At 68.0% G+C, this 20,736-nt stretch carries 21 protein-coding genes and 2 tRNA genes; 12 read left to right on the top strand and 11 right to left on the bottom strand.

Features of this window, described 5'->3' with window-relative positions:
* Nucleotides 1-5 precede the first annotated feature (5 nt).
* Nucleotides 6-866: a pantoate--beta-alanine ligase gene (gene panC, locus ACP7CK_RS12920; RefSeq protein ID WP_426026243.1), complete on the bottom strand. Its 861-nt coding sequence runs from the start codon at nt 864-866 to the stop codon at nt 6-8.
* A gap of 120 nt (nt 867-986) precedes the next feature.
* Here panC and ACP7CK_RS12915 point away from each other — a divergent pair, with 120 nt between their 5' ends.
* The 3 genes from ACP7CK_RS12915 to ACP7CK_RS12905 all read left to right on the top strand — a co-directional run bounded on the left by ACP7CK_RS12915 (nt 987) and on the right by ACP7CK_RS12905 (nt 3,058).
* Nucleotides 987-1,649: an SPOR domain-containing protein gene (locus tag ACP7CK_RS12915; RefSeq protein ID WP_426026242.1), complete on the top strand. Its 663-nt coding sequence runs from the start codon at nt 987-989 to the stop codon at nt 1,647-1,649.
* Between the two features lie 127 nt (nt 1,650-1,776).
* Nucleotides 1,777-2,613 (top strand): division plane positioning ATPase MipZ, encoded by an 837-nt coding sequence (locus ACP7CK_RS12910; RefSeq protein ID WP_035308288.1) that lies wholly within the window; start codon nt 1,777-1,779, stop codon nt 2,611-2,613.
* Between the two features lie 16 nt (nt 2,614-2,629).
* On the top strand, nt 2,630-3,058 hold the full coding sequence (locus ACP7CK_RS12905) for a J domain-containing protein (protein WP_183194869.1): 429 nt from the start codon (nt 2,630-2,632) through the stop codon (nt 3,056-3,058).
* 703 nt (nt 3,059-3,761) lie between these two features.
* Here ACP7CK_RS12905 and ACP7CK_RS12900 read toward each other — a convergent pair.
* Nucleotides 3,762-4,373, bottom strand: a complete 612-nt coding sequence (locus ACP7CK_RS12900; protein WP_008259957.1) for a TIGR02466 family protein — start codon at nt 4,371-4,373, stop codon at nt 3,762-3,764.
* A 229-nt stretch (nt 4,374-4,602) separates the two neighbouring features.
* On the opposite strand from ACP7CK_RS12900, the gene ACP7CK_RS12895 reads away from it, so the two are divergent.
* A complete protein-coding gene (locus ACP7CK_RS12895; RefSeq protein ID WP_426026241.1) occupies nt 4,603-6,567 on the top strand; it encodes an acetyl/propionyl/methylcrotonyl-CoA carboxylase subunit alpha in 1,965 nt (654 codons plus the stop codon).
* On the opposite strand, the gene ACP7CK_RS12890 is transcribed toward ACP7CK_RS12895, so the two are convergent.
* Entirely contained in the window at nt 6,564-6,854 is a 291-nt protein-coding gene (locus ACP7CK_RS12890; RefSeq protein WP_292150569.1) for a putative quinol monooxygenase, read from the bottom strand. The genes ACP7CK_RS12895 and ACP7CK_RS12890 overlap by 4 nt on opposite strands.
* 95 nt (nt 6,855-6,949) lie before the next feature.
* Between ACP7CK_RS12890 and ACP7CK_RS12885 the strand changes: the two genes are divergently transcribed.
* From ACP7CK_RS12885 to metG, 3 genes are all read left to right on the top strand, one after another.
* On the top strand, nt 6,950-7,348 hold the full coding sequence (locus tag ACP7CK_RS12885; protein WP_426026357.1) for a DUF1489 family protein: 399 nt from the start codon (nt 6,950-6,952) through the stop codon (nt 7,346-7,348).
* A 51-nt stretch (nt 7,349-7,399) separates the two neighbouring features.
* The gene (locus ACP7CK_RS12880) at nt 7,400-8,749 is read left to right on the top strand and encodes an MATE family efflux transporter (protein ID WP_426026240.1); all 1,350 of its coding nucleotides are present in this window, start codon (nt 7,400-7,402) and stop codon (nt 8,747-8,749) included.
* An 88-nt stretch (nt 8,750-8,837) separates the two neighbouring features.
* Nucleotides 8,838-10,538, top strand: a complete 1,701-nt coding sequence (gene metG / locus ACP7CK_RS12875) for a methionine--tRNA ligase (RefSeq protein WP_426026238.1) — start codon at nt 8,838-8,840, stop codon at nt 10,536-10,538.
* Between the two features lie 88 nt (nt 10,539-10,626).
* On the opposite strand, the gene ACP7CK_RS12870 is transcribed toward metG, so the two are convergent.
* The gene (locus ACP7CK_RS12870) at nt 10,627-10,959 is read right to left on the bottom strand and encodes an ArsR/SmtB family transcription factor (RefSeq protein WP_426026236.1); all 333 of its coding nucleotides are present in this window, start codon (nt 10,957-10,959) and stop codon (nt 10,627-10,629) included.
* Between the two features lie 44 nt (nt 10,960-11,003).
* Here ACP7CK_RS12870 and ACP7CK_RS12865 point away from each other — a divergent pair, with 44 nt between their 5' ends.
* Nucleotides 11,004-11,351 (top strand): carboxymuconolactone decarboxylase family protein, encoded by a 348-nt coding sequence (locus ACP7CK_RS12865; RefSeq protein WP_008258902.1) that lies wholly within the window; start codon nt 11,004-11,006, stop codon nt 11,349-11,351.
* Here the strand turns inward: ACP7CK_RS12865 and ACP7CK_RS12860 are convergent.
* The 3 genes from ACP7CK_RS12860 to rlmB are packed head-to-tail and all read right to left on the bottom strand — an operon-like array spanning nt 11,348 to nt 13,411.
* Nucleotides 11,348-11,677, bottom strand: coding sequence for a rhodanese-like domain-containing protein (locus ACP7CK_RS12860; RefSeq protein ID WP_183194879.1), 330 nt, complete (start codon nt 11,675-11,677; stop codon nt 11,348-11,350). The genes ACP7CK_RS12865 and ACP7CK_RS12860 overlap by 4 nt on opposite strands.
* On the bottom strand, nt 11,674-12,495 hold the full coding sequence (locus ACP7CK_RS12855) for a TerC family protein (RefSeq protein ID WP_008262837.1): 822 nt from the start codon (nt 12,493-12,495) through the stop codon (nt 11,674-11,676). Before ACP7CK_RS12855 ends, ACP7CK_RS12860 begins: the two co-directional genes overlap by 4 nt.
* A gap of 31 nt (nt 12,496-12,526) precedes the next feature.
* Nucleotides 12,527-13,411, bottom strand: a complete 885-nt coding sequence (gene rlmB / locus ACP7CK_RS12850) for a 23S rRNA (guanosine(2251)-2'-O)-methyltransferase RlmB (RefSeq protein WP_426026235.1) — start codon at nt 13,409-13,411, stop codon at nt 12,527-12,529.
* A gap of 148 nt (nt 13,412-13,559) precedes the next feature.
* On the opposite strand from rlmB, the gene ACP7CK_RS12845 reads away from it, so the two are divergent.
* The 3 genes from ACP7CK_RS12845 to tuf all read left to right on the top strand — a co-directional run bounded on the left by ACP7CK_RS12845 (nt 13,560) and on the right by tuf (nt 15,041).
* Nucleotides 13,560-13,643 (top strand) — tRNA-Tyr (locus ACP7CK_RS12845).
* Nucleotides 13,644-13,724: 81 nt separating this feature from the next.
* Nucleotides 13,725-13,798 (top strand) — tRNA-Gly (locus ACP7CK_RS12840).
* 52 nt (nt 13,799-13,850) lie between these two features.
* Complete coding sequence (gene tuf / locus ACP7CK_RS12835) at nt 13,851-15,041, top strand: elongation factor Tu (protein WP_008260274.1); 1,191 nt, start codon at nt 13,851-13,853, stop codon at nt 15,039-15,041.
* A gap of 153 nt (nt 15,042-15,194) precedes the next feature.
* On the opposite strand, the gene ACP7CK_RS12830 is transcribed toward tuf, so the two are convergent.
* Nucleotides 15,195-15,854 carry a COQ9 family protein gene (locus ACP7CK_RS12830; RefSeq protein WP_426026233.1) on the bottom strand — a complete coding sequence of 220 codons (660 nt, stop codon included), beginning with the start codon at nt 15,852-15,854 and terminating at the stop codon, nt 15,195-15,197.
* A 187-nt stretch (nt 15,855-16,041) separates the two neighbouring features.
* Between ACP7CK_RS12830 and rpsU the strand changes: the two genes are divergently transcribed.
* Nucleotides 16,042-16,302 (top strand): 30S ribosomal protein S21, encoded by a 261-nt coding sequence (rpsU, locus tag ACP7CK_RS12825; RefSeq protein WP_035310689.1) that lies wholly within the window; start codon nt 16,042-16,044, stop codon nt 16,300-16,302.
* Between the two features lie 101 nt (nt 16,303-16,403).
* Here the strand turns inward: rpsU and ACP7CK_RS12820 are convergent, their stop codons facing one another.
* The 3 genes from ACP7CK_RS12820 to ACP7CK_RS12810 all read right to left on the bottom strand — a co-directional run bounded on the left by ACP7CK_RS12820 (nt 16,404) and on the right by ACP7CK_RS12810 (nt 20,671).
* Complete coding sequence (locus ACP7CK_RS12820) at nt 16,404-17,762, bottom strand: ABC transporter permease (RefSeq protein ID WP_008260990.1); 1,359 nt, start codon at nt 17,760-17,762, stop codon at nt 16,404-16,406.
* A complete protein-coding gene (locus ACP7CK_RS12815; protein ID WP_426026232.1) occupies nt 17,759-18,709 on the bottom strand; it encodes an ABC transporter ATP-binding protein in 951 nt (316 codons plus the stop codon). The genes ACP7CK_RS12820 and ACP7CK_RS12815 overlap by 4 nt, the downstream gene beginning before the upstream one ends.
* 75 nt (nt 18,710-18,784) lie before the next feature.
* Complete coding sequence (locus ACP7CK_RS12810) at nt 18,785-20,671, bottom strand: CocE/NonD family hydrolase (RefSeq protein ID WP_426026230.1); 1,887 nt, start codon at nt 20,669-20,671, stop codon at nt 18,785-18,787.
* Nucleotides 20,672-20,736: the final 65 nt, after the last annotated feature.

Here is a 20,736-nt window from a genome sequence, read left to right as displayed (position 1 = left end):
CGAGCTCAGACGGCGCGGTTGTCGATCAGCCGGGTCTTGTCCAGCCAGGCGGCGGCCAGGATGCGCGCCGGGGCGTCGACGACGCCGTCGCGGAACGGCGACAGGTCCTCGGCATGGCGAACGGCGACATAGTCGATCCGTTCGAACCCGGCCTTGAGGATGGCGGAATAGGCGTCCCGTTCGACGCCGGGCAGGGGGCGGCCCGCGGCGGCGCCGGCGGCGGCCTCGGCCAGGATCACGTTCAGGCGGCGGGCGACGGCCAGTTCGGCGTCGGACAGATAGTCGTTGCGCGAAGACAGGGCCAGACCGGTCTCATCCCGCTGGGTCGGGGCGCCGATGATCTCGACCGGCAGGTCCAGGTCGCGGACGAATCGACGGATCACCATCAGCTGCTGATAGTCCTTCTCGCCGAACACGGCGACGTCGGGCTGGACCTGGTTGAACAGCTTGGTCACGACCAGGGCGACCCCGCCGAACATCTGGGGCCGGAAATCGCCTTCCAGCCCAAGCGCAGGCCCGGCCACGGCGACGCTGGTGGCGAAGCCCTGCGGGTACATTTCCTCCGGCGTCGGGGCGAACATCAGATGGCAGCCGGCGCTGGCCAGCAGACGGGCGTCCTCCTCCTGACGGCGAGGATAGCGGCCCAGGTCCTCGTTGGCGGCGAACTGGGTCGGATTGACGAAGTTGGAGGCCACGATGCGGTCGGCGCGGCGGCCGGCCTCGCGCACCAGGGTCAGATGGCCTTCGTGCAGGGCGCCCATGGTCGGAACCATGCCGACGGTCAGGCCTTGTCTTTTCCAGTCACGCACGACGGCGCGCAAATCCGCCACGGTGTGGACGACGGGGAGGGACGCAGGCTCGGTCATGGTGAAGCGGTTAACCCTTTGGCTTAAGCGTGTTGATGCACCAGACTTCAAACCCTGGCGACTAGGGTCGTGCTTATGACGCCAGCACGAGCGACCCGTCCAGTTCTGATCGCGCTTACCTTGGCCCTTGCCGGCTGTGGGGCGGCCGAGGGCGACCGCCAGAGTTTCCAGGCGATGGCCGAGCGCGTGGCCGCCATCGACGTCCCGCTGGATCCCAAGGCCATCGGTTCCGGCGCGGCGTCGCGTCAGACAGCGCAGGCCCAGGGCTTGCGTCCCGCCAAATTCTCGCCCGTCCATGTGGCGGTGCTCACGCCGCATCAGATGTGGGATGCGCGGGACGTCCTGAGCCGGGGCGGCTCCCTGGCGTTGGCCGAAGACAAGAGCGACGACGGCCTGCGCGGCGCCGTGACGCGGATGGCGGAGCCGGCGGTCGAGCCCGCCCTGCGCGCCGCTGCGCCGGTCGTGGCCAGGGCCATGGTCGAACAGGCTGTCGCGCGGAGCGAGCCACCCATGCTGCGACCCGCCGTCGTTGATGCAGGTCCGCGCGCCGAAGGCCGCATGGTCCAGCTGGGCGCCTATTCCAGCCGGGCCGGGGCGCAGGCCGCCTGGACGCAGCTGAAGGCCCGCGCCAGCCTGTCGAACCTGTCGCCGGTGTTCGAGGGCGTCGAGGTCAACGGCCGCAGCCTGACGCGGCTGAAGGTCGGGCCGATTCCGGTCGAGGCCGCGTCCGCCCTGTGCGCCGCCGCCCAGGTGGCGGACCCGTGGTGCCGCCGCGCCGGCTGAACTTCGGGCTGAAGTCCACAGCTACGCGTTAACGCCTCGTTGACGTTTGCGGCCGGTGCGCCGACTCTGCCCCGTCCGAAGGCCGCGCAGTGTTGAGTCGCGTCGGTCGCCACAGAGGGTTTCCTCCATGACGCAGCCTCACGTGATCGTCCTCGGCAACGAGAAGGGCGGGGCGGGCAAGTCCACCCTGGCGATCCATATCGTCACCGGCCTGCTGCATGCGGGGCGCTCTGTCGCGATCATCGATCTGGACCTGCGCCAGCGGTCGATGCAGCGGTTCTTCACCAATCGCCTGGCCTGGCTGGCGGCGAACAGGCAGGAATTGCCCCAGCCCTTCATGCCCGACATGGGCGACGGCAAGGCCCTGGCCAAGGGCGGGGTGGACGAGCAGATCGCCGCCTTCGAACGCGCCTTCGACGAGGCCGTGGCGGCCGGGGTGGACGCCATCCTGATCGACACCCCCGGCGGCGACACCGCCGTGTCCAGCGCGGCCCACGCGCGGGCCGACCAGATCGTGACGCCGATGAACGACAGTTTCGTCGACTTCGACCTGCTGGGCGAGGTGGACCCCGTGTCGCTGGATCTGCTGAAGCCCTCGATCTATTCCGAAAGCGTCTGGGAGGCGCGCAAGGTCCGGGCGATCAGCCAGGGCCGGAACGCCACCATCGACTGGCTGGTGGTGACCAATCGCCTGGCCGTGGCCGAGGCGCGCAACCGCAAACGCCTGGAAGAGCGGATGAACAAGCTGGCCAAACGGGTCGGCTTCCGCGTCGGGCCGGGCCTGCGCGACCGGGTCATCTATCGCGAACTGTTCCCGTTCGGCCTGACCGTCGCCGACCTGTCGAACGACATTCGTCCGGTGGCCGTGTCCCTGGCCCATGTCGCGGCGCGCCAGGAACTGCGCAATCTGATGAAGGCCATGGGTCTGGAACAGGCCTTGGCGCCTCTGGACGTGGCCGCCTGAAAGGCGATCTGAGCGTATGGGCCTGATCTGGCTGGCCCTGGCTGCGATCGCCGTCTGGGCCCTAGTGCGGCTGGGCCGCCAGACCGAGCGGCGCGGCCGGGCCCATTGGCGCGTGACGGCGACCCTGCTGGGATCGGTGCTGCTGGCCGGAGGCGCCTTGTCGGCGTTTCGCGGCGCCTGGCTGTGGGCGGGCGTGCTGGCGGCGGCGGGGCTGTATCTGGCCTGGTCGTCGCGCATCCGGCCCGTGGTGCGATCCGAACCGATCAGCGAAGCCGACGCCCGCGCCGTTCTGGGCGTGCGTCCCGGCGCGACCGAGGCCGAGATCCGCACGGCCTGGAAAAAGGCCATGGGCCGCGCCCACCCCGACCAGGGCGGAACCGAGGGCCTGGCGACGCGGGTCAATGCGGCGCGGGACAGGCTGTTGAGAAAGACCGGACGCGACTGATCGTCCCCGCGCTTTCGCTGCGAAGTTATGAAGGGCTGGGCGGGGCGCCGGGCCTTCGCCCGGAGTTTGGTGTTTTGAGTACCGTTTCGACGAAGGTTGAGGCCCCCGCGCGAATGGTTGGCCTGCAAGCTCGGGGCGCCGAGCGGTGGCGGTCTTATCGCCTAACCCCATAAGCCTGCGACGGGTCGGCGGTCCCTGCGAAGAACCGTCCCGAGTGCGATCGAGTATCCCCCTCGACCCTCCGGCGGCGTTTTGAGACGCCGCCGGCGCGGAGGGATCACACCCCCGCTCCCGTTCCATCCGCTCCCGCCGCCGCAAGGTCGCAGGCCAAGCGAGCCCTCCAAGCGACGAGACCGAGGCTGATTATAGGGGGTGGGGGAGCCCTGGCTGGAAAGTCGGGGCGAGAATCTGGCAAGGGGTTGGAATCGCTGGGGTGAGACCAGCGTCATTGTGACAGTTGGCGCCGTTCGGGCCCCCTCCGTCACGGCGCTCCGCGCCGCGCCACCTCCCCCAAGGGGGGAGGATTTCGGTGCTCGCATTCCTCCCCCCTTGGGGGAGGTGGCGCGGCGCAAAGCGCCGTGACGGAGGGGGCAAACGCTTCGGAAAAGTTGGTGGGGCGCCAAGAGCCCCTCCACCCCTACGGGGGTCCCGAGACAGCGCGCCATTCAATCGGGGCGACGCTGGAATGGGGCGGAAGTTCGTCTCAGGCGTAGTTGAAGCTGATCGAGATGCGGTCGGACTTGGCCTGGTTGGTCGGGACCTCGTGGCGCAGCCAGCTTTCCCACATCAGGATCGTGCCGGGGCGGGGCGTCAGATAGACGAAGGGGCGTTCGGCCTCGGTCGCGTCCTCGGTGACGGAGGGTCGGGCCATCATGAAGGGCAGGCGGGGGTCTTCCAGTTTCAGCGACGAGGCGCCGTCGGGGATGTCGATATAGACGGTGCCCGACAGGAAGGCGTGAGGGTGGATATGGCTGGTGTGGCCGCCGCCGGGCTTGAGGATGTTGACCCAGAGATTGTCGAGCCGGGGCTTGCGGGCCAGGTCGAAATTCAGGGCCTTGGCGTAGGCGACGGCGTGCCGGTCGAGGTGGCGTTTCAACTCGGCGAACTCGGGGAAGCGCTGGGGCAGGTCGTTCAGCGAGGCGTAGGAGGTGTAGCCGCGATAGGCGTTGTCGCGGCACCAGCGGCGGCCGGCCGCGTCCTCCTCGGCCATCATGCGGACGACGTCGATCAGTTGCTCGTTGAACTCGGCCCAGCCTCGGCCCTCGGCGAGGGAGGCTTCATAGACCTGGGTGACGAAGAGGGGGCGCAGGGACATGGGGGAGGGATAGCGGAAGGCGAGGGAAACTTCACCTCCCTGTTCGCGAAGGCGAACGGGGAGGACCGGCGGCCGTAGGTCGCCAGGAAGGGGCGAAGGGGTGGTGAAGGCGTAGGTCGGTCTGAGACCGAGTCGCCCCCGCCTGATCGCTGCGCGATCTGTCCTCCCCATCGGCCTTCGCCGATGGGGAGGTGAAGACACAGCCGCCGCGCCTCGCTAAGAACGCGTCATGTTCAAGTCCGTCCTGGTCGCCAATCGCGGCGAAATCGCCTGTCGTGTCTTCCGCACCGCCAAGCGGATGGGGTTACGCACCATCGCCGTCTATTCCGAGGCCGACGCCCAGGCCCTGCATGTGCGCGAGGCCGACGAGGCGGTGCGGATCGGGCCGGCGGCGGCGCGCGAATCCTACCTGGACGGCGCCAAGGTGCTGGCGGCGGCCAAGGCGACGGGGGCGGAGGCGATCCATCCCGGTTACGGATTCCTGAGCGAAAACGCGGACTTTGCGGAAGCTGTTGCGGCGGCGGGTCTGATCTGGATCGGACCGGATCCGGCCTCGATCCGGGCCATGGGGCTGAAGGATGCGGCCAAGGAACTGATGATCCAGGCCGGGGTGCCGGTGACGCCGGGCTATCAGGGCGCGGACCAGTCGGAAGCGACCCTGACGGCCGAGGCGGCGCGGATCGGCTATCCGGTGCTGATCAAGGCGGTGGCGGGGGGCGGCGGCAAGGGGATGAAACGGGTCGATGATCCGGCCGACTTCGCCGCCGGTCTGGCCAGCGCCAAGCGCGAGGGGGCCGCGGCCTTCGGCGACGACCGGGTGCTGATCGAACGCTACATCACCCGCCCGCGCCATATCGAGGTGCAGGTGTTCGGGGATCGGCACGGGGATGTGGTTCATCTGTTCGAGCGGGACTGTTCGCTGCAACGCCGCCACCAGAAGGTGATCGAAGAGGCGCCGGCGCCGGGCATGAGCGAGGCCGTGCGGGCCGCCGTGACGGGCGCGGCGATCAAGGCGGCCAAGGCGGTCAACTATGTCGGGGCCGGGACCATCGAATTCATCGCCGACGCCTCGGACGGGCTGAAGGCGGACGGAATCTGGTTCATGGAGATGAACACCCGGCTGCAGGTCGAGCACCCGGTGACCGAGAGCGTGACCGGCGTCGATCTGGTCGAATGGCAGTTCCGCGTCGCGGCGGGCGAGCCCCTGCCGCTGAAGCAGGATCAGATCAAGCTGAACGGCTGGGCCATGGAGGCGCGCCTCTATGCCGAGGATCCGGCGAACGGGTTTCTGCCGTCGATCGGGCGGCTGGAGCATTTCGTCATGCCGGACGGAATTCGCGTCGATACCGGCGTGGAACAGGGCGGCGAGGTCAGCCAGTTCTACGACCCGATGATCGCCAAGCTGATCGTCCATGAGGACACCCGCGAGGCGGCGGCGGCGCGGCTGGCCGAGGCGGCGGGCGAGGTTGAGGTCTGGCCGGTCAAGACCAATGCGGGCTTCCTGAAACGCTGCCTGGACCATCCGCGCTTCGTGACGGGGGATGTGGATACGGGGTTCATCGCGGCGGAGGAGGCGGTGCTGCAGCCGGACGAGAGCGCCGAGGCGACGCTGGCGGCCCTGACCCTGATCGCGGAGGCGGCGAGCGATGGAGAGGCGGCCGGGTCTGATCGGTTCAGCCCCTGGGGCGGCCAGCCGGGCCTGTCGTATGGGGTTCGTCTGAACGCGCCCGCTCAGACGATGGTCTGGGCGCATGTGGACGGCCGGGGCGTGTCTGGGGCCGTGACCCCGGTCGAGGCGGGATGGCGCGGCGCCGAGGGAAGGACGGCCCAGGTCGGATTCGACCAGGTGCAGGCCGGCGAAGCGCTGTTCGGCTATCAGGTGATCGACGACGGCTTCGTCCTGTTCGTGGACGGCGAGGCGCGCCGGGTGACTCCGCATCGCGCCGCCGTGGGCTCAGGCGCGGGAGCGGTCTCCGACGGCGCCCTTCGCGCCCCCATGCCGGGCAAGGTCGTCGCCGCGCCGGTCAAGGCGGGCGACGTCGTCGCCAAGGGCCAGCCGGTCGTGGTGCTGGAGGCGATGAAGATGGAGCACGCCCTGACGGCGCCCTTCGACGGGGTGGTCGAGCATGTGGCGGCTGTGGGCGATCAGGTGGTCGAGGCGGCCGTGCTGGCCGTGGTGAAGGCGGCGGACTAAAGCCCGAGACCGCCCAGCGGCCGGGTCAGGATCGAGTCGTCCATCTTGGCCATCAGGCCGTAGATGGGGCGCCAGGCGCCGCTTTGACGCAGATCTTCGCTCCAGGACAGATGGGTCGGCTGATCGGCCCAGACCTCCGTGACCCAGAGGACGTCGGCGTCGACCAGATCGTGCGCGACGATATAGGAATGACAGCCGTGTTTCCTGACGGCGGGGTCCATCAGGAGCAGAGCGAGTTCGTCGCGGCGACCCGGGTATGCGGTCAGGCGCGTGATCAATCCGTACATACTGGTTCCGTGGCGTCCGGTAGCGCGCGGGCCATGATCCGGCTTCGTCGTTAAAGAATCTGGCCAAGGTGGATAAGGGCGACTACGTGGGCGCCATGCCGCTTCACATGATCAAACTGGGCGTCGGGGTTCCCGACGTCGACTGGCTGGAGGCCCGTGCGGCCAAGGGCGGGCCGCTGGTGGTCCGTACCCGGATGACGCCGAAACGCGCGCCCGAGATCGAGGACGGCGGGTCGCTGTACTGGGTGGTCAAGGGCGTGATCGTCTGCCGCCAGCGCGTGCTCGACATCGCCACCCTGGGCGAGGGCAAGCAGAGCCGGTGCGAGATCACGCTGGAGCCCAAGGTCGTTCGCACGGCGCCGATGGCGCGCCGGCCCTTCCAGGGCTGGCGCTATTTCGAGCCCAAGGACGCCCCGGTCGATCTGACCGACCTCGACGCGGGCGAGGCGCCGGAGGAGCTGGTGCGCCAGCTTCGCGAACTGGGCGCCTGGTAGGCCAGAGCTGCACGGTTTTTGGGTGTTGACCGGGGCGGTCGGGCGTGGCCTGTGCCGGCTCCGATGATCGCGCTCAGTTTCCAGACCCGTTCCGCCTTTCGCGACCTGCTGCACCTGGCATGGCCGGTGATCCTGGCGCGGATCGGCATCATGACCATGGGGCTGACGGACGCCATCGTGGTGGGGAATTTCTCCAGCAAGGAACTGGCCTTCCATTCGCTGGCCTGGGCGCCGACCTCGATCGTGGTGACGACGGCGGTGGGCCTGATGCTGGGCGTGCAGGTGATGACGGCCCGGATGCTGGGCGAGGGGCGTCGGCACGCGGTCGGGTCTGTGCTGCGGCGGGGCATGACCTATTCGCTGCAGATCGGGGTGGTGTCGATGATCGCCCTGATCGCTGTGGGGCCGTGGGGCCTGGGCAAGATCGGGCTGGAGGACGGACTGGCCGAGGGGGCGGGGCCGGCTCTGGTGGTCTTCGCCCTGTCCATGCCCTTCTATCTGATCTCGGTGACGGGCCAGTTCTTCCTGGAGGCCCTGGGGCGGCCCAAGCCCGGCATGGTGGCCATGTGGATCGCCAACGGGGTCAATCTGGCGCTGAATATCGTGCTGGTGCCGGACCTGCTGGGCATCGGCTTCGACGGCGCCTTCGCCTCGGCCTGGGCGACGTTCGGGGCGCGGGCGGCGCTGGCGATCTTCCTGGTGGTCTATATCCTGCGCCTGCCCGAGGCGCGGGCGCTGGGTATCTTCGACAAGCCCGAACGCGACCCCAAGGCGGCGCGCGAACAGGTCAAGGTCGGCCTGGGCGCCGGCGCGTCCTATTTCATCGAGGTCGGGGCCTTTTCCGGCTTCACCTTCTTCGCCGGTCAGATCGGCGCCGCCGAGACGGCGGCCTGGGCGGTGGTGCTGAACGTCTCGGCCATCGTCTTCATGCTGCCCATGGGCCTGTCGTCGGCGACGGCGGTGCTGGTGGGCCGCAGCTATGGGGCGGGCGACGGGCGAGGGGTGTTGCGGGCGGGTCTGGTCGGGCTGGGGGTGGTCACGGCCATGACCTTCGTGGTCGCCCTGCTGGTGTGGCCCAGCGCGCATCTGATCGTGGGCGCCTACAATCGCGATCCGGTGCTGCTGGCCATCGCCGCCCCGGCCCTGGTGCTGGCGACCCTGTTCTTCGTCGCGGACGGAATCCAGGTGGTGGCGGCCCAGGCGAACCGGGCGGCGGGCGACGTCTGGTGGCCCACGATCATGCATTTCGTGGCCTATGGGGCGGTGATGATGCCGCTGGGCTGGATTCTGGCGCACCGGATGGGCGTGGACGGTCTGGTCTGGGCGGTGGTGATCGCCAGCCTGGCCTCGTCTGTCCTGCTGACCGGGCGGTTCGTCAGGGTGGCGCGGCGCCTGCCATAGAATCTCCGCCCCCATGTAGGGGAGGGAGAGGTGACGTCGCCGCTTCCGCTCTCTATATCCCTGCGCTTCCCCGAACTCCTGGACGATCATGGCCCGCATCCTCATCACCTCGGCGCTGCCCTACATCAACGGCATCAAGCACCTGGGGAATCTGGCGGGCTCGATGTTGCCGGCCGACGTCTGGGCGCGGTTCAAGCGGGCGCAGGGGCATGAGGTCCTCTACATCTGCGCCACCGACGAGCACGGCACCCCGGCCGAACTGGCCGCCGCCGCCGCCGGCCAGGACGTGCGCACCTATTGCGACGAGCAGCACGAGATCCAGAAGGCCGCGGGTCAGGCCTTCGGCCTGAGCTACGACTGGTTCGGCCGGTCATCGAACCCGCAGAACCATCGCCTGACCCAGCATTTCGCCGAGGCCCTGGAGAAGAACGGCCTGATCGAGGAGCGGGTGGATCGGATGATCTATTCGATCGACGACGCCCGCTTCCTGCCCGACCGCTATGTCGAGGGCACCTGCCCGCACTGCGGCCATGTCGGCGCGCGTGGCGACCAGTGCGACAACTGTGGCCGGCTTCTGGACCCGACCGACCTGATCGATCCCTATTCGTCGGTGTCGGGGTCCAAGAACCTTGAGGTGCGCGACACGCGTCACCTCTATCTGTTGCAGACCAGGATCGAGCCCCAGATCCGCGCCTGGGTGGACGGCAAGACCGGCTGGCAGGTGCTGGCCAAGTCCATCGCCTACAAACATCTGGACGAGGGGCTGATCGACCGGGGCATCACCCGCGATCTGGCCTGGGGCGTGCCGGTGCTGAAGGACGGCTTCCCGCGTCCGGGCATGGAGGACAAGGTCTTCTACGTCTGGTTCGACGCCCCCATCGAATATATCGCCGCGACCGAGGAATGGGCCGAGGCGACCGGCGGATCGTGGCGCGACTGGTGGCGTCTGGACGAAGGGGCCGAGGACGTCCGCTATGTCCAGTTCATGGGCAAGGACAATGTCGCCTTCCACACCGTCAGCTTCCCGGCGACCATCATCGGCTCGGGCGAGCCGTGGAAGACGGTGGACCAGCTAAAGGCCTTCAACTGGCTGAACTGGTACGGCGGCAAGTTCTCGACCAGCCAGAAACGCGGCGTCTTCATGGACCAGGCGCTGGAGCTGCTGCCGGCCGACTACTGGCGCTGGCGCCTGACGGCCTATGGGCCGGAACACGCGGATTCGGCCTTCACCTGGGAGGATTTCCAGGCCTCGACCAACAAGGACCTGGCCGATGTGCTGGGGAATTTCGTCAACCGGATCGTTAAATTCGCCGAGTCCAAGTTCGACGGCGTCGTGCCCGAGGGCGGCGAGGCGGGTCCGGTCGAGATCCAGCTGGAAGCCGACATCAAGGCGGGAATCGCCGAGGCGACCGAACAGTTCGAGGCCATGGAGTTCCGCAAGGCCGCGTCCGCGCTGCGCGCCGTCTGGGTGCTGGGCAACGAATATCTGCAGGTCGCGGCGCCCTGGACGGCGTTGAAGACCGACCGCGACCGCGCGGCGGTGGGTGTGCGGACCGGGCTAAATCTGGTGGCCCTGTTCGCGCGTCTGGCGGCGCCGATCCTGCCCTTCTCGGCCGAGAAGATCGCGGCGTCGGTCGGGTCCAGCGACCTGAGCTGGCCCGGGGCTGACGAGGATGTGCTGAACAGCCTGGCCGTCGGTCAGGCCGTGGCGGCCCAGGGCGTTCTGTTCGCCAAGATCGAGGACGCCCAGGTGGCCGAATGGTCCGAACGGTTCGGCGGGGCGGACTAAGCCGAACGGCCGGTTCCCCCTGAAGGCAGGGACAACGGATTAAACTCTACGCTTGAGCGCCCTGGGGGCGGCGCAAAGCCGCGCCCGGTCAGGCGTCGTCGCGCGCGCAGAAATGGTCGTACAGCACGGCCATGATCTGGATCGTCGCGGGATGGGCGATGAAATAGGTCAGGGTGCGGTGGTCGCGGCGGCAATCCACCACCCCCTCGTCCTTCAGCTTGGACAGATGCTGCGACATGGAGGCGGGCGCCACGCCCGTTTCGGCGATCAGGGCCGAGACGTTCCGCTCGCCCTGGGCCAGGGCGCACAGGATCATCAGCCGGTGCGGATTGGCCAGACCCTTCAGAAAGGCGGAGGCGTCGTCCACGCGCTGCGGAAGCGCGTGGGACAATTTCACCGTCATGGCGTCTTTACATTCCATGCTCGCCTCATATCGTAAAAATATGAATTGAGAAGGAGGCTGTCATGGCCAAGGACTATGCGGCGCTGACCCGCGACATCTCGACCTACATCGGCGAACTGCGCCGGCTGCAGCCGGGGCCGATGCAGGCCTTTTCGGAACTGGCGAAATCGGCGACGGCCGAAGGGGCGCTGGACAAGAAGACCAAGGAACTGATCGCCCTGTCCATCGGGGTGACGCAGCGGTGCGACGGCTGCATCGGCTTCCACGCCAAGGCGCTGAAGGATCTGGGAGCCACGCGCGACGAGATCGCCGAGGCCATGGCGATGTGCGTCTATATGGGCGGCGGGCCGGCCCTGATGTACGCGGCCGACGCCCTGAGGGCGTTCGACCAGTATTCCGAAGCGGCCTAGGCCTCGACGATCGGCAGACCGGCGGCGCGCCAATCCTGGATGCCGCCGGTCAGGTTGAACAGGGGCTGGCCCTCGGGGCCGGTCGGGCCGACGAAGGCGCAGACCTGGTGGCTGCGGCCGCCGCGCAGGCACATGACGATGATCCTGCGATCCGCCGGGAGGTCCAGCGCCTCCCAGGCGGCGGGCATGGCGCTGAGGGGGGCCAGAATCGCGCCGTCGATGCGGGCGGCGGCGAACTCGTCCGCCTCACGCACGTCGATCAGAACGGCCTCGCCCGCGCGCAGCCAGGCGGCGGCCGTTTCGACATCGACCGTGGCGACGGTCATGGCGCGGGCGTCGGCGCAGGCGCGGCGGGTTCGGCCGGGGCCGGGGTCGGGCTGGTCTCGGTGCGCTTGTGGCCCAGGTGTTTGGCGGCTTCCTCGGGACTGATCTCGATGAAGGCCGGGGCGGAGGCGTTGAACTCATCCATATTGCCGGTGCGGACCACCACCTGGCGGGCGCCGTCCCAGATCATGTGGAGGGCGACATACAGCACGACGACCAGGCCGATATAGCCGATCCAGCGGAAACGGTGCAGCAGTTTGGCGATGAAGGTGGCCGCCACTCCCATCAGGGCGATAGACAGGATCAGGCCGAAGACCATGATCCACGGATGTTCATGAGCGGCGCCGGCGACGGCCAGCACATTGTCCAGCGACATGGTGATGTCGGCGACCATGATCTGGAGCAGGGCGGCGCCGAACGACTTGCGCTTGAGCCCCAGTTCTTCGGGCGAGGGGCCGGTGCCGTGCTCGATGCTCATGGCGAGCTCGAGCTCCTTCTCCGCCTCGGCCTGGTCGTGGGTGCGCTGCTCCTGCAGTTCGCGCCACATCTTCCAGCAGACCCACAGCAGCAGCAGCCCGCCGGCCAGCAGCAGGCCGACCAGGGCCAGAAGCTGGACCGTGATCAGGGCGAAGCCGATGCGCATGACGACGGCGGCGGCCAGACCGATCAGAATGGCCTTCTTGCGCTGATCCTGGGGCAGGGCGGCGGCGGCCAGGCCCACGGCGACGGCGTTGTCGCCGGCGAGGACCAGGTCCATCAGCAGGACCTGGCCCAGCGCCGTGGCCTGGCTGGCGAGTTCGGGAGACGAGAGAAATTCCATGTCCGCTCCTTAACGCCGGTCCGGCCGTCTGTCAGCCGCGTTGCGCGCGCGTCGCCTCATAAAGCGCGACGGCGGCCGCATTGGAGACGTTCAGGCTCTCGAATCCGCCGGGCATGGGGATCTTGGCCAGGACATCGCAGTGTTCGGCCACCAGGCGGCGGATGCCGTCGCCTTCGGACCCCATGACCAGAACGGTCGGCTGGCGGTCCAGCGCCTCTTCCAGCGTCTGTTCGCCGGCGCCGTCCAGGCCGACGGCGCGCCAGCCCAGATCGGCCAGCCGCTCCAGGGCGCGCGACAGATTGGTCACCCGCGCATGGGGCAGGCGTTCGGTCGCGCCGACCGCCGCCTTGGCCAGGGCGCCGGCCAGGGCGGGGGCGTGGCGGTCCTGGACGACGATGCCCCGCGCGCCGAAGGCCAGGGCCGAGCGGAAGATGGCGCCGACGTTCTGGGGATCCGTCAGCTGGTCCAGCATGACGATGACGCCCTGGGCCGGCTCGGCCAGCTCGTCCAGCGAAACGCCATCCAGCGGCTGAACCTTGAAGGCCAGGCCCTGGTGGACTGCGCCGGCAGGCAGCATCCGGGTCAGGGCCTGAACCTCGACGACCTCGATCTTGTGGCCGTGGGCCAGTTGGCCCTGTTCGATCTCGGCGGCGCGCTCGGCCGTGGCCAGCAACCGGCCCATGCCGCGACGCGCGGGATTCGCCAGCGCGGCCAGGACCGGATGACGGCCCCAGAGAAAATTATCGGCGTCGGACTTGCTCCGGTCCGCCGGACGGGGCGCGCGAGGGGGCTCCTCGCGGCTGGAAAAGCCTTGTGTGACGGGCTTTTGGCCCTTTTCGCGCGGGCCGGAAGACCGGTTTCCGAAGACCGGTTTTTTACCGCTTTTACGGTCGTTGCGTTCTGTTTTCGACGACACTATAAGACGCCCTCCGATTTGGAGCCCCAAGGGCTTTCGGGTCTGGGCGCCCCCTCTATCCTAGAGGAGGCGACAAGCCGAAGGCTTTTGTTTCGTCCCGCTTGATTAAGGGCGGAACGAGGGGTCCATCGGTTCGACAAGGCGCGCTGGGGGAATGTCCCGAGTGGCAAAGGGGGGGGACTGTAAATCCCCTGCGTAAGCTTCGAAGGTTCGAGTCCTTCTTCCCCCACCACGCGCCTTGACGGATACGATGGATCAGGACGACGGAGAGGAACCGGCTGCGGCGTTCCCCAAGAACTTCCGCAGTCTCCGCGCGGGTATAGCACAATGGTAGTGCAGCAGCCTTCCAAGCTGAGGATGTCGGTTCGATCCCGTCTACCCGCTCCAGGTTTTTTGATCAGCATCGCGCCCCTCAACCCGGGCCATCAGGAGTTTGGCCATGGCCAAGGAAAAGTTCGAACGCACGAAGCCGCACTGCAACATCGGCACGATCGGCCACGTTGACCACGGCAAGACGACGCTGACGGCGGCGATCACGATGACGCTGGCGAAGGCCGGCGGCGCCAAGGCGATGGCCTATGCGGACATCGACGCTGCGCCGGAAGAAAAGGCGCGCGGCATCACGATCAACACGGCGCACGTGGAATATGAGACGGCCAACCGTCACTACGCCCACGTCGACTGCCCCGGCCACGCCGACTATGTGAAGAACATGATCACCGGCGCGGCGCAGATGGACGGCGCGATCCTGGTGGTTTCGGCCGCTGACGGCCCGATGCCGCAGACCCGCGAGCACATCCTGCTGGCCCGTCAGGTCGGCGTGCCGGCCCTGGTGGTCTTCATGAACAAGGTCGACCTGGTCGACGACGAAGAACTGCTGGAACTGGTCGAGATGGAAGTGCGCGAGCTGCTGAGCTCGTACCAGTTCCCGGGCGACGATATTCCGATCACCAAGGGTTCGGCCAAGGCCGCGACCGACGGCGTGAACCCGGAAATCGGCGAACAGCGCGTTCTGGCCCTGATGGAAACCGTCGACGCCTACATCCCGCAGCCGGAACGTCCGGTCGACCTGCCCTTCCTGATGCCGGTCGAAGACGTCTTCTCGATCTCGGGCCGCGGCACCGTGGTCACGGGCCGCGTCGAAAAGGGCATCGTCAAGGTCGGTGAAGAAGTCGAAATCGTCGGCATCCGCCCGGTTCAGAAGACGACCTGCACCGGCGTCGAAATGTTCCGCAAGCTGCTGGACCAAGGTCAAGCGGGCGACAACGTCGGCGTTCTGCTGCGCGGCACCAAGCGTGAAGACGTCGAGCGCGGCCAAGTTCTGTGCAAGCCGGGTTCGATCACCCCGCACACCAAGTTCCTGGCCGAAGCCTACATCCTGACCAAGGAAGAGGGCGGCCGTCACACCCCGTTCTTCACCAACTATCGCCCGCAGTTCTACTTCCGCACGACCGACGTGACCGGCATCGTGCAGCTGAAGGAAGGCGTCGAAATGATCATGCCCGGCGACAACGCCGAGTTGAACGTCGAACTGATCACCCCGATCGCCATGGATCAGGGCCTGCGCTTCGCCATCCGTGAAGGCGGCCGCACCGTCGGCGCCGGCGTCGTCGCCAAGATCATCGAGTAATCGAGGATCGAAATCGGCCTCAAGTCGCGAGCCTCCGCGAGGCGAGCATAGGCCGAGAGACAGAGTCGCCTAACAGAACGGCCCCTGGAGCGATCCGGGGGCCGTTTTGCTGTGGGGCGGAGGCTGGCGGCTTTGGCGCGGCCGACGCGCGAATCAGGACACGGGCTGGTCCTTCGCCCCGTAGCGCATCCGACTCAGGGCGTCGCTCACCCTGCGGAACGGCGCCTCGAAATCCTTGCCGGCCTTCCATTTCTCGAAGGCCATGACGTTTTCGATTCGACGGGCGACGAAGGCCTCGGCCGGCGCGCGACCGTCGAACCAGCGCATCGTCAGGGCGGGGATCAGGATGCCCGACAGGATGGTGCGCTTGGAATAGTGGTTCCAGTCCGTGGTCTCGTCGCCAGCCCAGCGCCACAGGTGGTCGGCGCTCTCCCAGGCCAGTTTCAGCCCCAGGTCGGCGTTGGTCGGCAAGGCCAGGAAGGCGGCGCAGCGACGGGTCGCCTCCAGGTCGGCGGCGCCGGCCTCCATCCGATCGGACACGGCGCGGGCGATTCTCTCACGTATCTTCAAGGACTTGGCGTCGACTACGCCCAGGGCCTCAAGCGCACGGGCGTCATGGCGGCGCGAGAGCAGGGCGGCCAGATCGCGCGCGCCATTGGGCAGAAGCAGTTCCTCGTCGCCGCGCGACAGGCCGCAGGCCTCGCAGGCTTCCCGCACCAGACGGGCGTTCCAGCCCAGGGCGGGGGCGCGCGCGACGGCCGCGTCCAGCACGGTCTGTTCGGTCCGGTCGGCCCAATCGTCGTTCTGTGTCATGGGCGGATCATACGCCCGTCTCATCGGGCTTTCGAGCCTCGAAGAATGGTTGCGACGAACTGGACAGAATGGGGCGGCTCGTGTATCAGCGCGCCTTCATCCGGGAGCCCGACTTCCGGAAGACAATTTTATTTTGTTCGCCCGTCTCCCTCACAGGACGCGGCGGGCGGCCAAAGGAGAGTTCAACCTGGTACAGATTTTCGTTCGCGATAATAACGTCGATCAAGCGCTGAAAGCCCTCAAGAAGAAGATGCAACGCGAAGGCAGCTTCCGTGAAATGAAGCGCCACGTGCATTACGAAAAGCCGTCGGAAAAGCGCGCCCGTCAAAAGGCCGAAGCTGTCCGCCGCGCCCGTAAGCTGGCCCGCAAGCGCGCTCAGCGCGAAGGCCTGCTGCCCCCGCCGAAGCCGCGGGTTCCCGGCCCCGGCGCCGCTGGCGGCAGCCGCTAAGGCTCAGGCTCAGGCCAAAAGATTCGAGGCCGCCTCCGCAAGGAGGCGGCCTTTTTCTTTGCCTCCTCCCGGCGAAGCGGGGAGGAGACCGCGTCTCGCCCTCATCCCCGGCCGGTGATCGCCCGGCCGAAGGTCTTCCAGCTCAGTTTGACGTCCGACAGGGCGCCGGCCCGGAAGGCGCGGCCGGCGATCCAGACCATCAGGGCGGCGGTGGCGAACATGCCGATCAGGGTCAGGACGATCTCGACCAGAGGCGGATCGCTGGGCGCGCGGGCGCTCATCAGGAAGGGGGTGAAGAAGGGGATCCACGACAGGACCTTGACCACCGGCGCGTCGGGACTGGTCAGGGCCATCTGCATGACCAGCATGGGCACGACCAGGATCATCATGATCGGTCCCATCAGGGTCTGGGCGTCGCGCGGCGTCTCGCAGAAGGCGCCGATGGCCGCGAACAGGACCGCGTACATCAGATAGCCGCCGACCATATAGGCGATGAAATAGAAGACCAGGCCGTCGTGCATCAGCACCTGTCCGACCGTCGCCGCCGTCTGGGGCGAGGCGGACAGCAGGCCGAACGTTCCGATCCCGCCCCAGACCACCAGCACGCTGAGGGTCAGCATCGCCACGCCCAGCACCTTGCCGGTCAGGATTTCGGTCGCCGAGGCCGACGACAGCAGGACCTCCAGGATCTTGTTCGACTTCTCCTCCATCACGCTGTTCAGCAGGATGGAGGCCCCGGTGATGACCAGGGACCATAGCAGGAAGCCGGCGGCCAGGCCGATGAAGGAGGGGATGCGGTCGCGCATCGAGACCTCGCCTCCGCTGGCGGCGTTGGGCGAGAAGGCCTTCACCTCGGGGCGGAAGCTCTGCACCTCCTGGGCCACGGCCGGAGCGACCCCGGCGGCGGTCAGCAGTTCGGTGCGGCGGGCGTCGCGCAGGGCGCCGCGAATGAAGCCGGAGACGTCGTTGTCATTGGCGCGGCCGGTCCAGACCTGGGCGGCGGGCTTGCCGTCGACGCGGCTCAGGAAGACGACCGCGTCCAGGCGGCGGTCCTTGGGCGTCTCCTTGTCCAGGGCCGTCTTGATGGCGGCGTCGCGGGCCGGGCCGGTCGCCTCGGCGATGGCGGGCGGCGGGGCGACCAGGCGGATCTTGGGGCCGCTGATGGAGGCGACGGCGCGGCCGGCGCCGGCCTGTCCCTTTTCGGCGGCTTCGCGCAGACGCTCGTTCTGACGGTCCAGATCGGACTGGAGCGAGGCGCGCACGGCGGCGGCCAGGCCCGTGGCGGTCGGACCGTCCTCGACGACGGCCACGGCCTTGATCGGTTCGGCCGACTGGATCAGCAGGGGAATGCCGCCGCCTAGCACGGCGAACAACGGCAAGGCCAGCAGCGACAGCCAGAAGCCCACGGTCTTGGCGTAGGCGACATATTCGCGCCGGGCGATCAGCAGGGTGCGCTTCATTGGACCGCCTCCGAAGGGGTGACGGCTTGATCGGGATTGTCCCCGGTCAGGCCGATGAAGGCGTCGTGCAGGGTCGGCTCCTTCAGGGCGAACCCGCGCACGTCCAACCCGTTCAGGAAGGCCGCCTTCAGCGTCTCCTGCCCGCCGGCGCCGGGCGCCAGGGCGATCTTCAGCCGTCGCACCCCGTCCTGGTCGGACAGGGTCTCGACCCCCGCCACGCCGGGCAGGGCCGCCGCCGCCTCGGGCGTGATGGCGCCGTCCAGATCAAGAAAGCGCGGCGAGGTGGCCTTGGCCTCGTCCACCGAACCCTCGAAGGCCTTCTTGCCCCGGGCCAGCAGCACGACCTTGTCGCACAGCCGTTCGGCGTGCTGCATCACATGGGTGGAGAACAGGACCGTGGCCCCGTCCGCCGCCAGCCCCCGGATCATTTCTTCCAGACCCTGCTGGTTCATCGGGTCCAGGCCGGAGAAGGGCTCGTCCAGGATGACGAACTCGGGCTTGTGGACCACAGCGGCGATCAGCTGGACCTTCTGGGCCATCCCCTTGGACAGCTCCTTCATCTTCTTCTTCTGCGCCGCGCCCAGGCCCTGCTGCTCTAGCAACAGTTTCGCGCGCTTCTTGCCATCGTTCATCGGCAGGCCCTTCAGGGCGCCGAAGAAGGCGATGGCCTCGACCGGGGTCATCTTCTTGTAGAGGCCGCGCTCCTCGGGCAGGAAGCCGATCCGGTCACGCACGAACCGCCCATTGGGCGCGCCCAGAATATCGATCCGCCCCGCGCTCGCCTCCTGCAGCCCCAGGATCATCCGCAGGGTCGAGGTCTTGCCCGCCCCGTTCGGGCCCAGAAAGCCGCAGATCGAGCCCTTGGGCACCTGGAAACTGAGATCGCGGACGGCGTCGAAGCCACCGTACCGCTTGCTTACGCTCTCCAGCGTCAACGCCGCCGTCATCTCGTCTCCCCCCGTAGTTGCAGTCAGCCTAGCAAGGCCGAAGCGGTTCAGGCCAGCCGCTTCGGCGTCGCGCCCCTACTTCAGGACGGGCAGGTCGATATAGGAGGCGTCCTCGCCCGCGTGGTGGAGGGCGTTGTCTGCGATCACGCCCTGGGTTTCCGTCTCGTTCGGGCCGCCCGTATTCAGGTTGCGGACGAATTTCGGGAAGTTGGAGCTGGTGACCTCGACCCGGATGCGGTGGCCGGGCTGGAAGGTGTTGCTGACGGTTATCGGCGTGGGCTGCACCGTCGCCACCTGACCGGGGACCAGGGGCGTCGGCCGGGCATAGCCGTCGCGATAGCGGGCCCGCATGATGGTGTCGCCCAGGATATAGGCCGTCCCGTCCGGCGCCACGTCCACCAGCTTGACGGCGAAGTCGGTGTCCTGCGCCGACGATGAGACTTTCAGCACCGCATCGATGAAGCCGGTCACCTGCATCGGCGCGGTCAACGGCTCGGACGTATAGACCAGCACGTCGTTGCGCGCCTCGATCGGGCGCTGGTCGAAGGCGCCGGCCGTGACCAGGCCGCCGTTGCAGCAGTCGCCGCCGCCGATGGTCTGGACCGGGTTCATCGGGTCATAGCGATAGCGGTCGGCCGCTTCGCCGACGGGCGGCGCCTCCAGGCTGAGGCGGCCGTCGCCGTTCAGGCTGTTGGCCTCGCCGCCCGAGCGCAGATACATCCGCACCGTCTCGACGCCCTGCGGCGGCCACTGGGCGGCGGTGCGCCACCTGTTCTCGCCCATGTTGAAATACTGGACGTGCGGGGTCGTGGCCGGGAAGGCGCGGGCCTCGCCCTTCAGCCAGCGGTCGAACCAGGCGGCGACCAGGGCGTCGCTGTCGAAACTGGCGTCGCCCAGGTCCCGGTCGCCCGAGCGGAAGTTCGGACCCAGGCCGCCGAAGGCGCAGTGGTTGTTCGGTCCGACGACGACATACTGGTTCTCGGCCGCCTCGCGGTCCTGGGTGGTGGAACGGGCGTGGTTGAACAACTCCATGTTCGGGCCGATGGAGACGTCGTACCAGCTGTTGAACCACAGCGACGGCACGCCCCAGCCCATGTCGTCGTGATACAGGCCCCCTTCGCGCCAGGCCGGATCGTTCGGCGTGCGCGCGATCAGTTCCTCGAAGGTCGCCGGCGGCTCGCCCAGATCCTTCATCATCTCGTTGACGGGCAGGTGGCGGATCTGGCTGGGCCAGTTCACGTCCGGCTTCTCGGCGTCCAGGTCGTTGTAGCGGACGATCCGAGCGCGGGTTTCCGGATCGATATCGCCGGGGATCTGGGCGCGCTGCGGATTGTCCACGCCGTACAGCCAGACGAAGAACAGGTTGCGGGGCACGCCGCCCGTGTACCAGTTGCCCTGTTCCTGGAACCGGCCGACCTTGCCGATGCCCGCGCCGGACGCCTGGGGCGCCATGGCGGCGTGGGCAGGATGGTTCTGGGCGGCCAGGGCCAGCTGCCACTCGGCCGAGGAGGAACAGCCCAGGGTGCCGACCTTGCCGTTCGACCAGGGCTGGGCCGCGATCCAGGTCAGGGCGTCATAGCCGTCGGTCTGGGGATAGCCCAGGATCTCGTAATCGCCCTGCGAGAAGTAGCGGCCGCGTTCGTTCTGCATCACCAGGGCATAGCCCCGGCTGACCCAGGTCAGGGCGCTGCGCGTCGAGCGGGCGTTGTAGGCCAGTTCGTTATAGGGCGTCCTGACGAAGACCGTGGGCAGGGGCCCCTTGGCGCCCTTGGGCCGATAGATGTTGGTCGCCAGGCCCACGCCGTCCCGCATCGGAACCATCACCGCCATCTCGACATCGGCGATGCGGGACAGTTCGGACTGGGCCGCCGCGTCGCTGTAGCGGTTGTAGTTCTGGGCCGAGGCGGCGATGGGGGCGGCTGACAAGGCGGCCGCGACAACGGCGGCGACAAATCTGTTCATATCCAGTCCCTCCACAGAAAGGGGAGGTTAGGACGATCTCGGCCCGCGTCGCAACGGATTGCTCA

It is taken from the genome of Brevundimonas sp. TSRC1-1, assembly GCF_049898245.1.
Lineage (GTDB): Bacteria > Pseudomonadota > Alphaproteobacteria > Caulobacterales > Caulobacteraceae > Brevundimonas > Brevundimonas mediterranea_A.
The sequence above is the reverse complement of the archived record's forward strand: the minus strand, read 5'-3'. Positions and strand labels throughout refer to the sequence as shown.

What these genes read in the sequence shown, in the direction of transcription:
- panC (WP_426026243.1), bottom strand. Translation starts at nt 866, where the DNA reads ATGACCGAGCCTGCGTCCCTCCCCGTCGTCCACACCGTGGCGGATTTG.
- ACP7CK_RS12910 (WP_035308288.1), top strand. Translation starts at nt 1,777, where the DNA reads ATGACGCAGCCTCACGTGATCGTCCTCGGCAACGAGAAGGGCGGGGCG.
- ACP7CK_RS12905 (WP_183194869.1), top strand. Translation starts at nt 2,630, where the DNA reads ATGGGCCTGATCTGGCTGGCCCTGGCTGCGATCGCCGTCTGGGCCCTA.
- ACP7CK_RS12900 (WP_008259957.1), bottom strand. Translation starts at nt 4,373, where the DNA reads ATGTCCCTGCGCCCCCTCTTCGTCACCCAGGTCTATGAAGCCTCCCTC.
- ACP7CK_RS12895 (WP_426026241.1), top strand. Translation starts at nt 4,603, where the DNA reads ATGTTCAAGTCCGTCCTGGTCGCCAATCGCGGCGAAATCGCCTGTCGT.
- ACP7CK_RS12890 (WP_292150569.1), bottom strand. Translation starts at nt 6,854, where the DNA reads ATGTACGGATTGATCACGCGCCTGACCGCATACCCGGGTCGCCGCGAC.
- ACP7CK_RS12885 (WP_426026357.1), top strand. Translation starts at nt 6,950, where the DNA reads ATGCCGCTTCACATGATCAAACTGGGCGTCGGGGTTCCCGACGTCGAC.
- metG (WP_426026238.1), top strand. Translation starts at nt 8,838, where the DNA reads ATGGCCCGCATCCTCATCACCTCGGCGCTGCCCTACATCAACGGCATC.
- ACP7CK_RS12870 (WP_426026236.1), bottom strand. Translation starts at nt 10,959, where the DNA reads ATGGAATGTAAAGACGCCATGACGGTGAAATTGTCCCACGCGCTTCCG.
- ACP7CK_RS12865 (WP_008258902.1), top strand. Translation starts at nt 11,004, where the DNA reads ATGGCCAAGGACTATGCGGCGCTGACCCGCGACATCTCGACCTACATC.
- ACP7CK_RS12860 (WP_183194879.1), bottom strand. Translation starts at nt 11,677, where the DNA reads ATGACCGTCGCCACGGTCGATGTCGAAACGGCCGCCGCCTGGCTGCGC.
- ACP7CK_RS12855 (WP_008262837.1), bottom strand. Translation starts at nt 12,495, where the DNA reads ATGGAATTTCTCTCGTCTCCCGAACTCGCCAGCCAGGCCACGGCGCTG.
- tuf (WP_008260274.1), top strand. Translation starts at nt 13,851, where the DNA reads ATGGCCAAGGAAAAGTTCGAACGCACGAAGCCGCACTGCAACATCGGC.
- ACP7CK_RS12830 (WP_426026233.1), bottom strand. Translation starts at nt 15,854, where the DNA reads ATGACACAGAACGACGATTGGGCCGACCGGACCGAACAGACCGTGCTG.
- ACP7CK_RS12820 (WP_008260990.1), bottom strand. Translation starts at nt 17,762, where the DNA reads ATGAAGCGCACCCTGCTGATCGCCCGGCGCGAATATGTCGCCTACGCC.
- ACP7CK_RS12815 (WP_426026232.1), bottom strand. Translation starts at nt 18,709, where the DNA reads ATGACGGCGGCGTTGACGCTGGAGAGCGTAAGCAAGCGGTACGGTGGC.
- ACP7CK_RS12810 (WP_426026230.1), bottom strand. Translation starts at nt 20,671, where the DNA reads ATGAACAGATTTGTCGCCGCCGTTGTCGCGGCCGCCTTGTCAGCCGCC.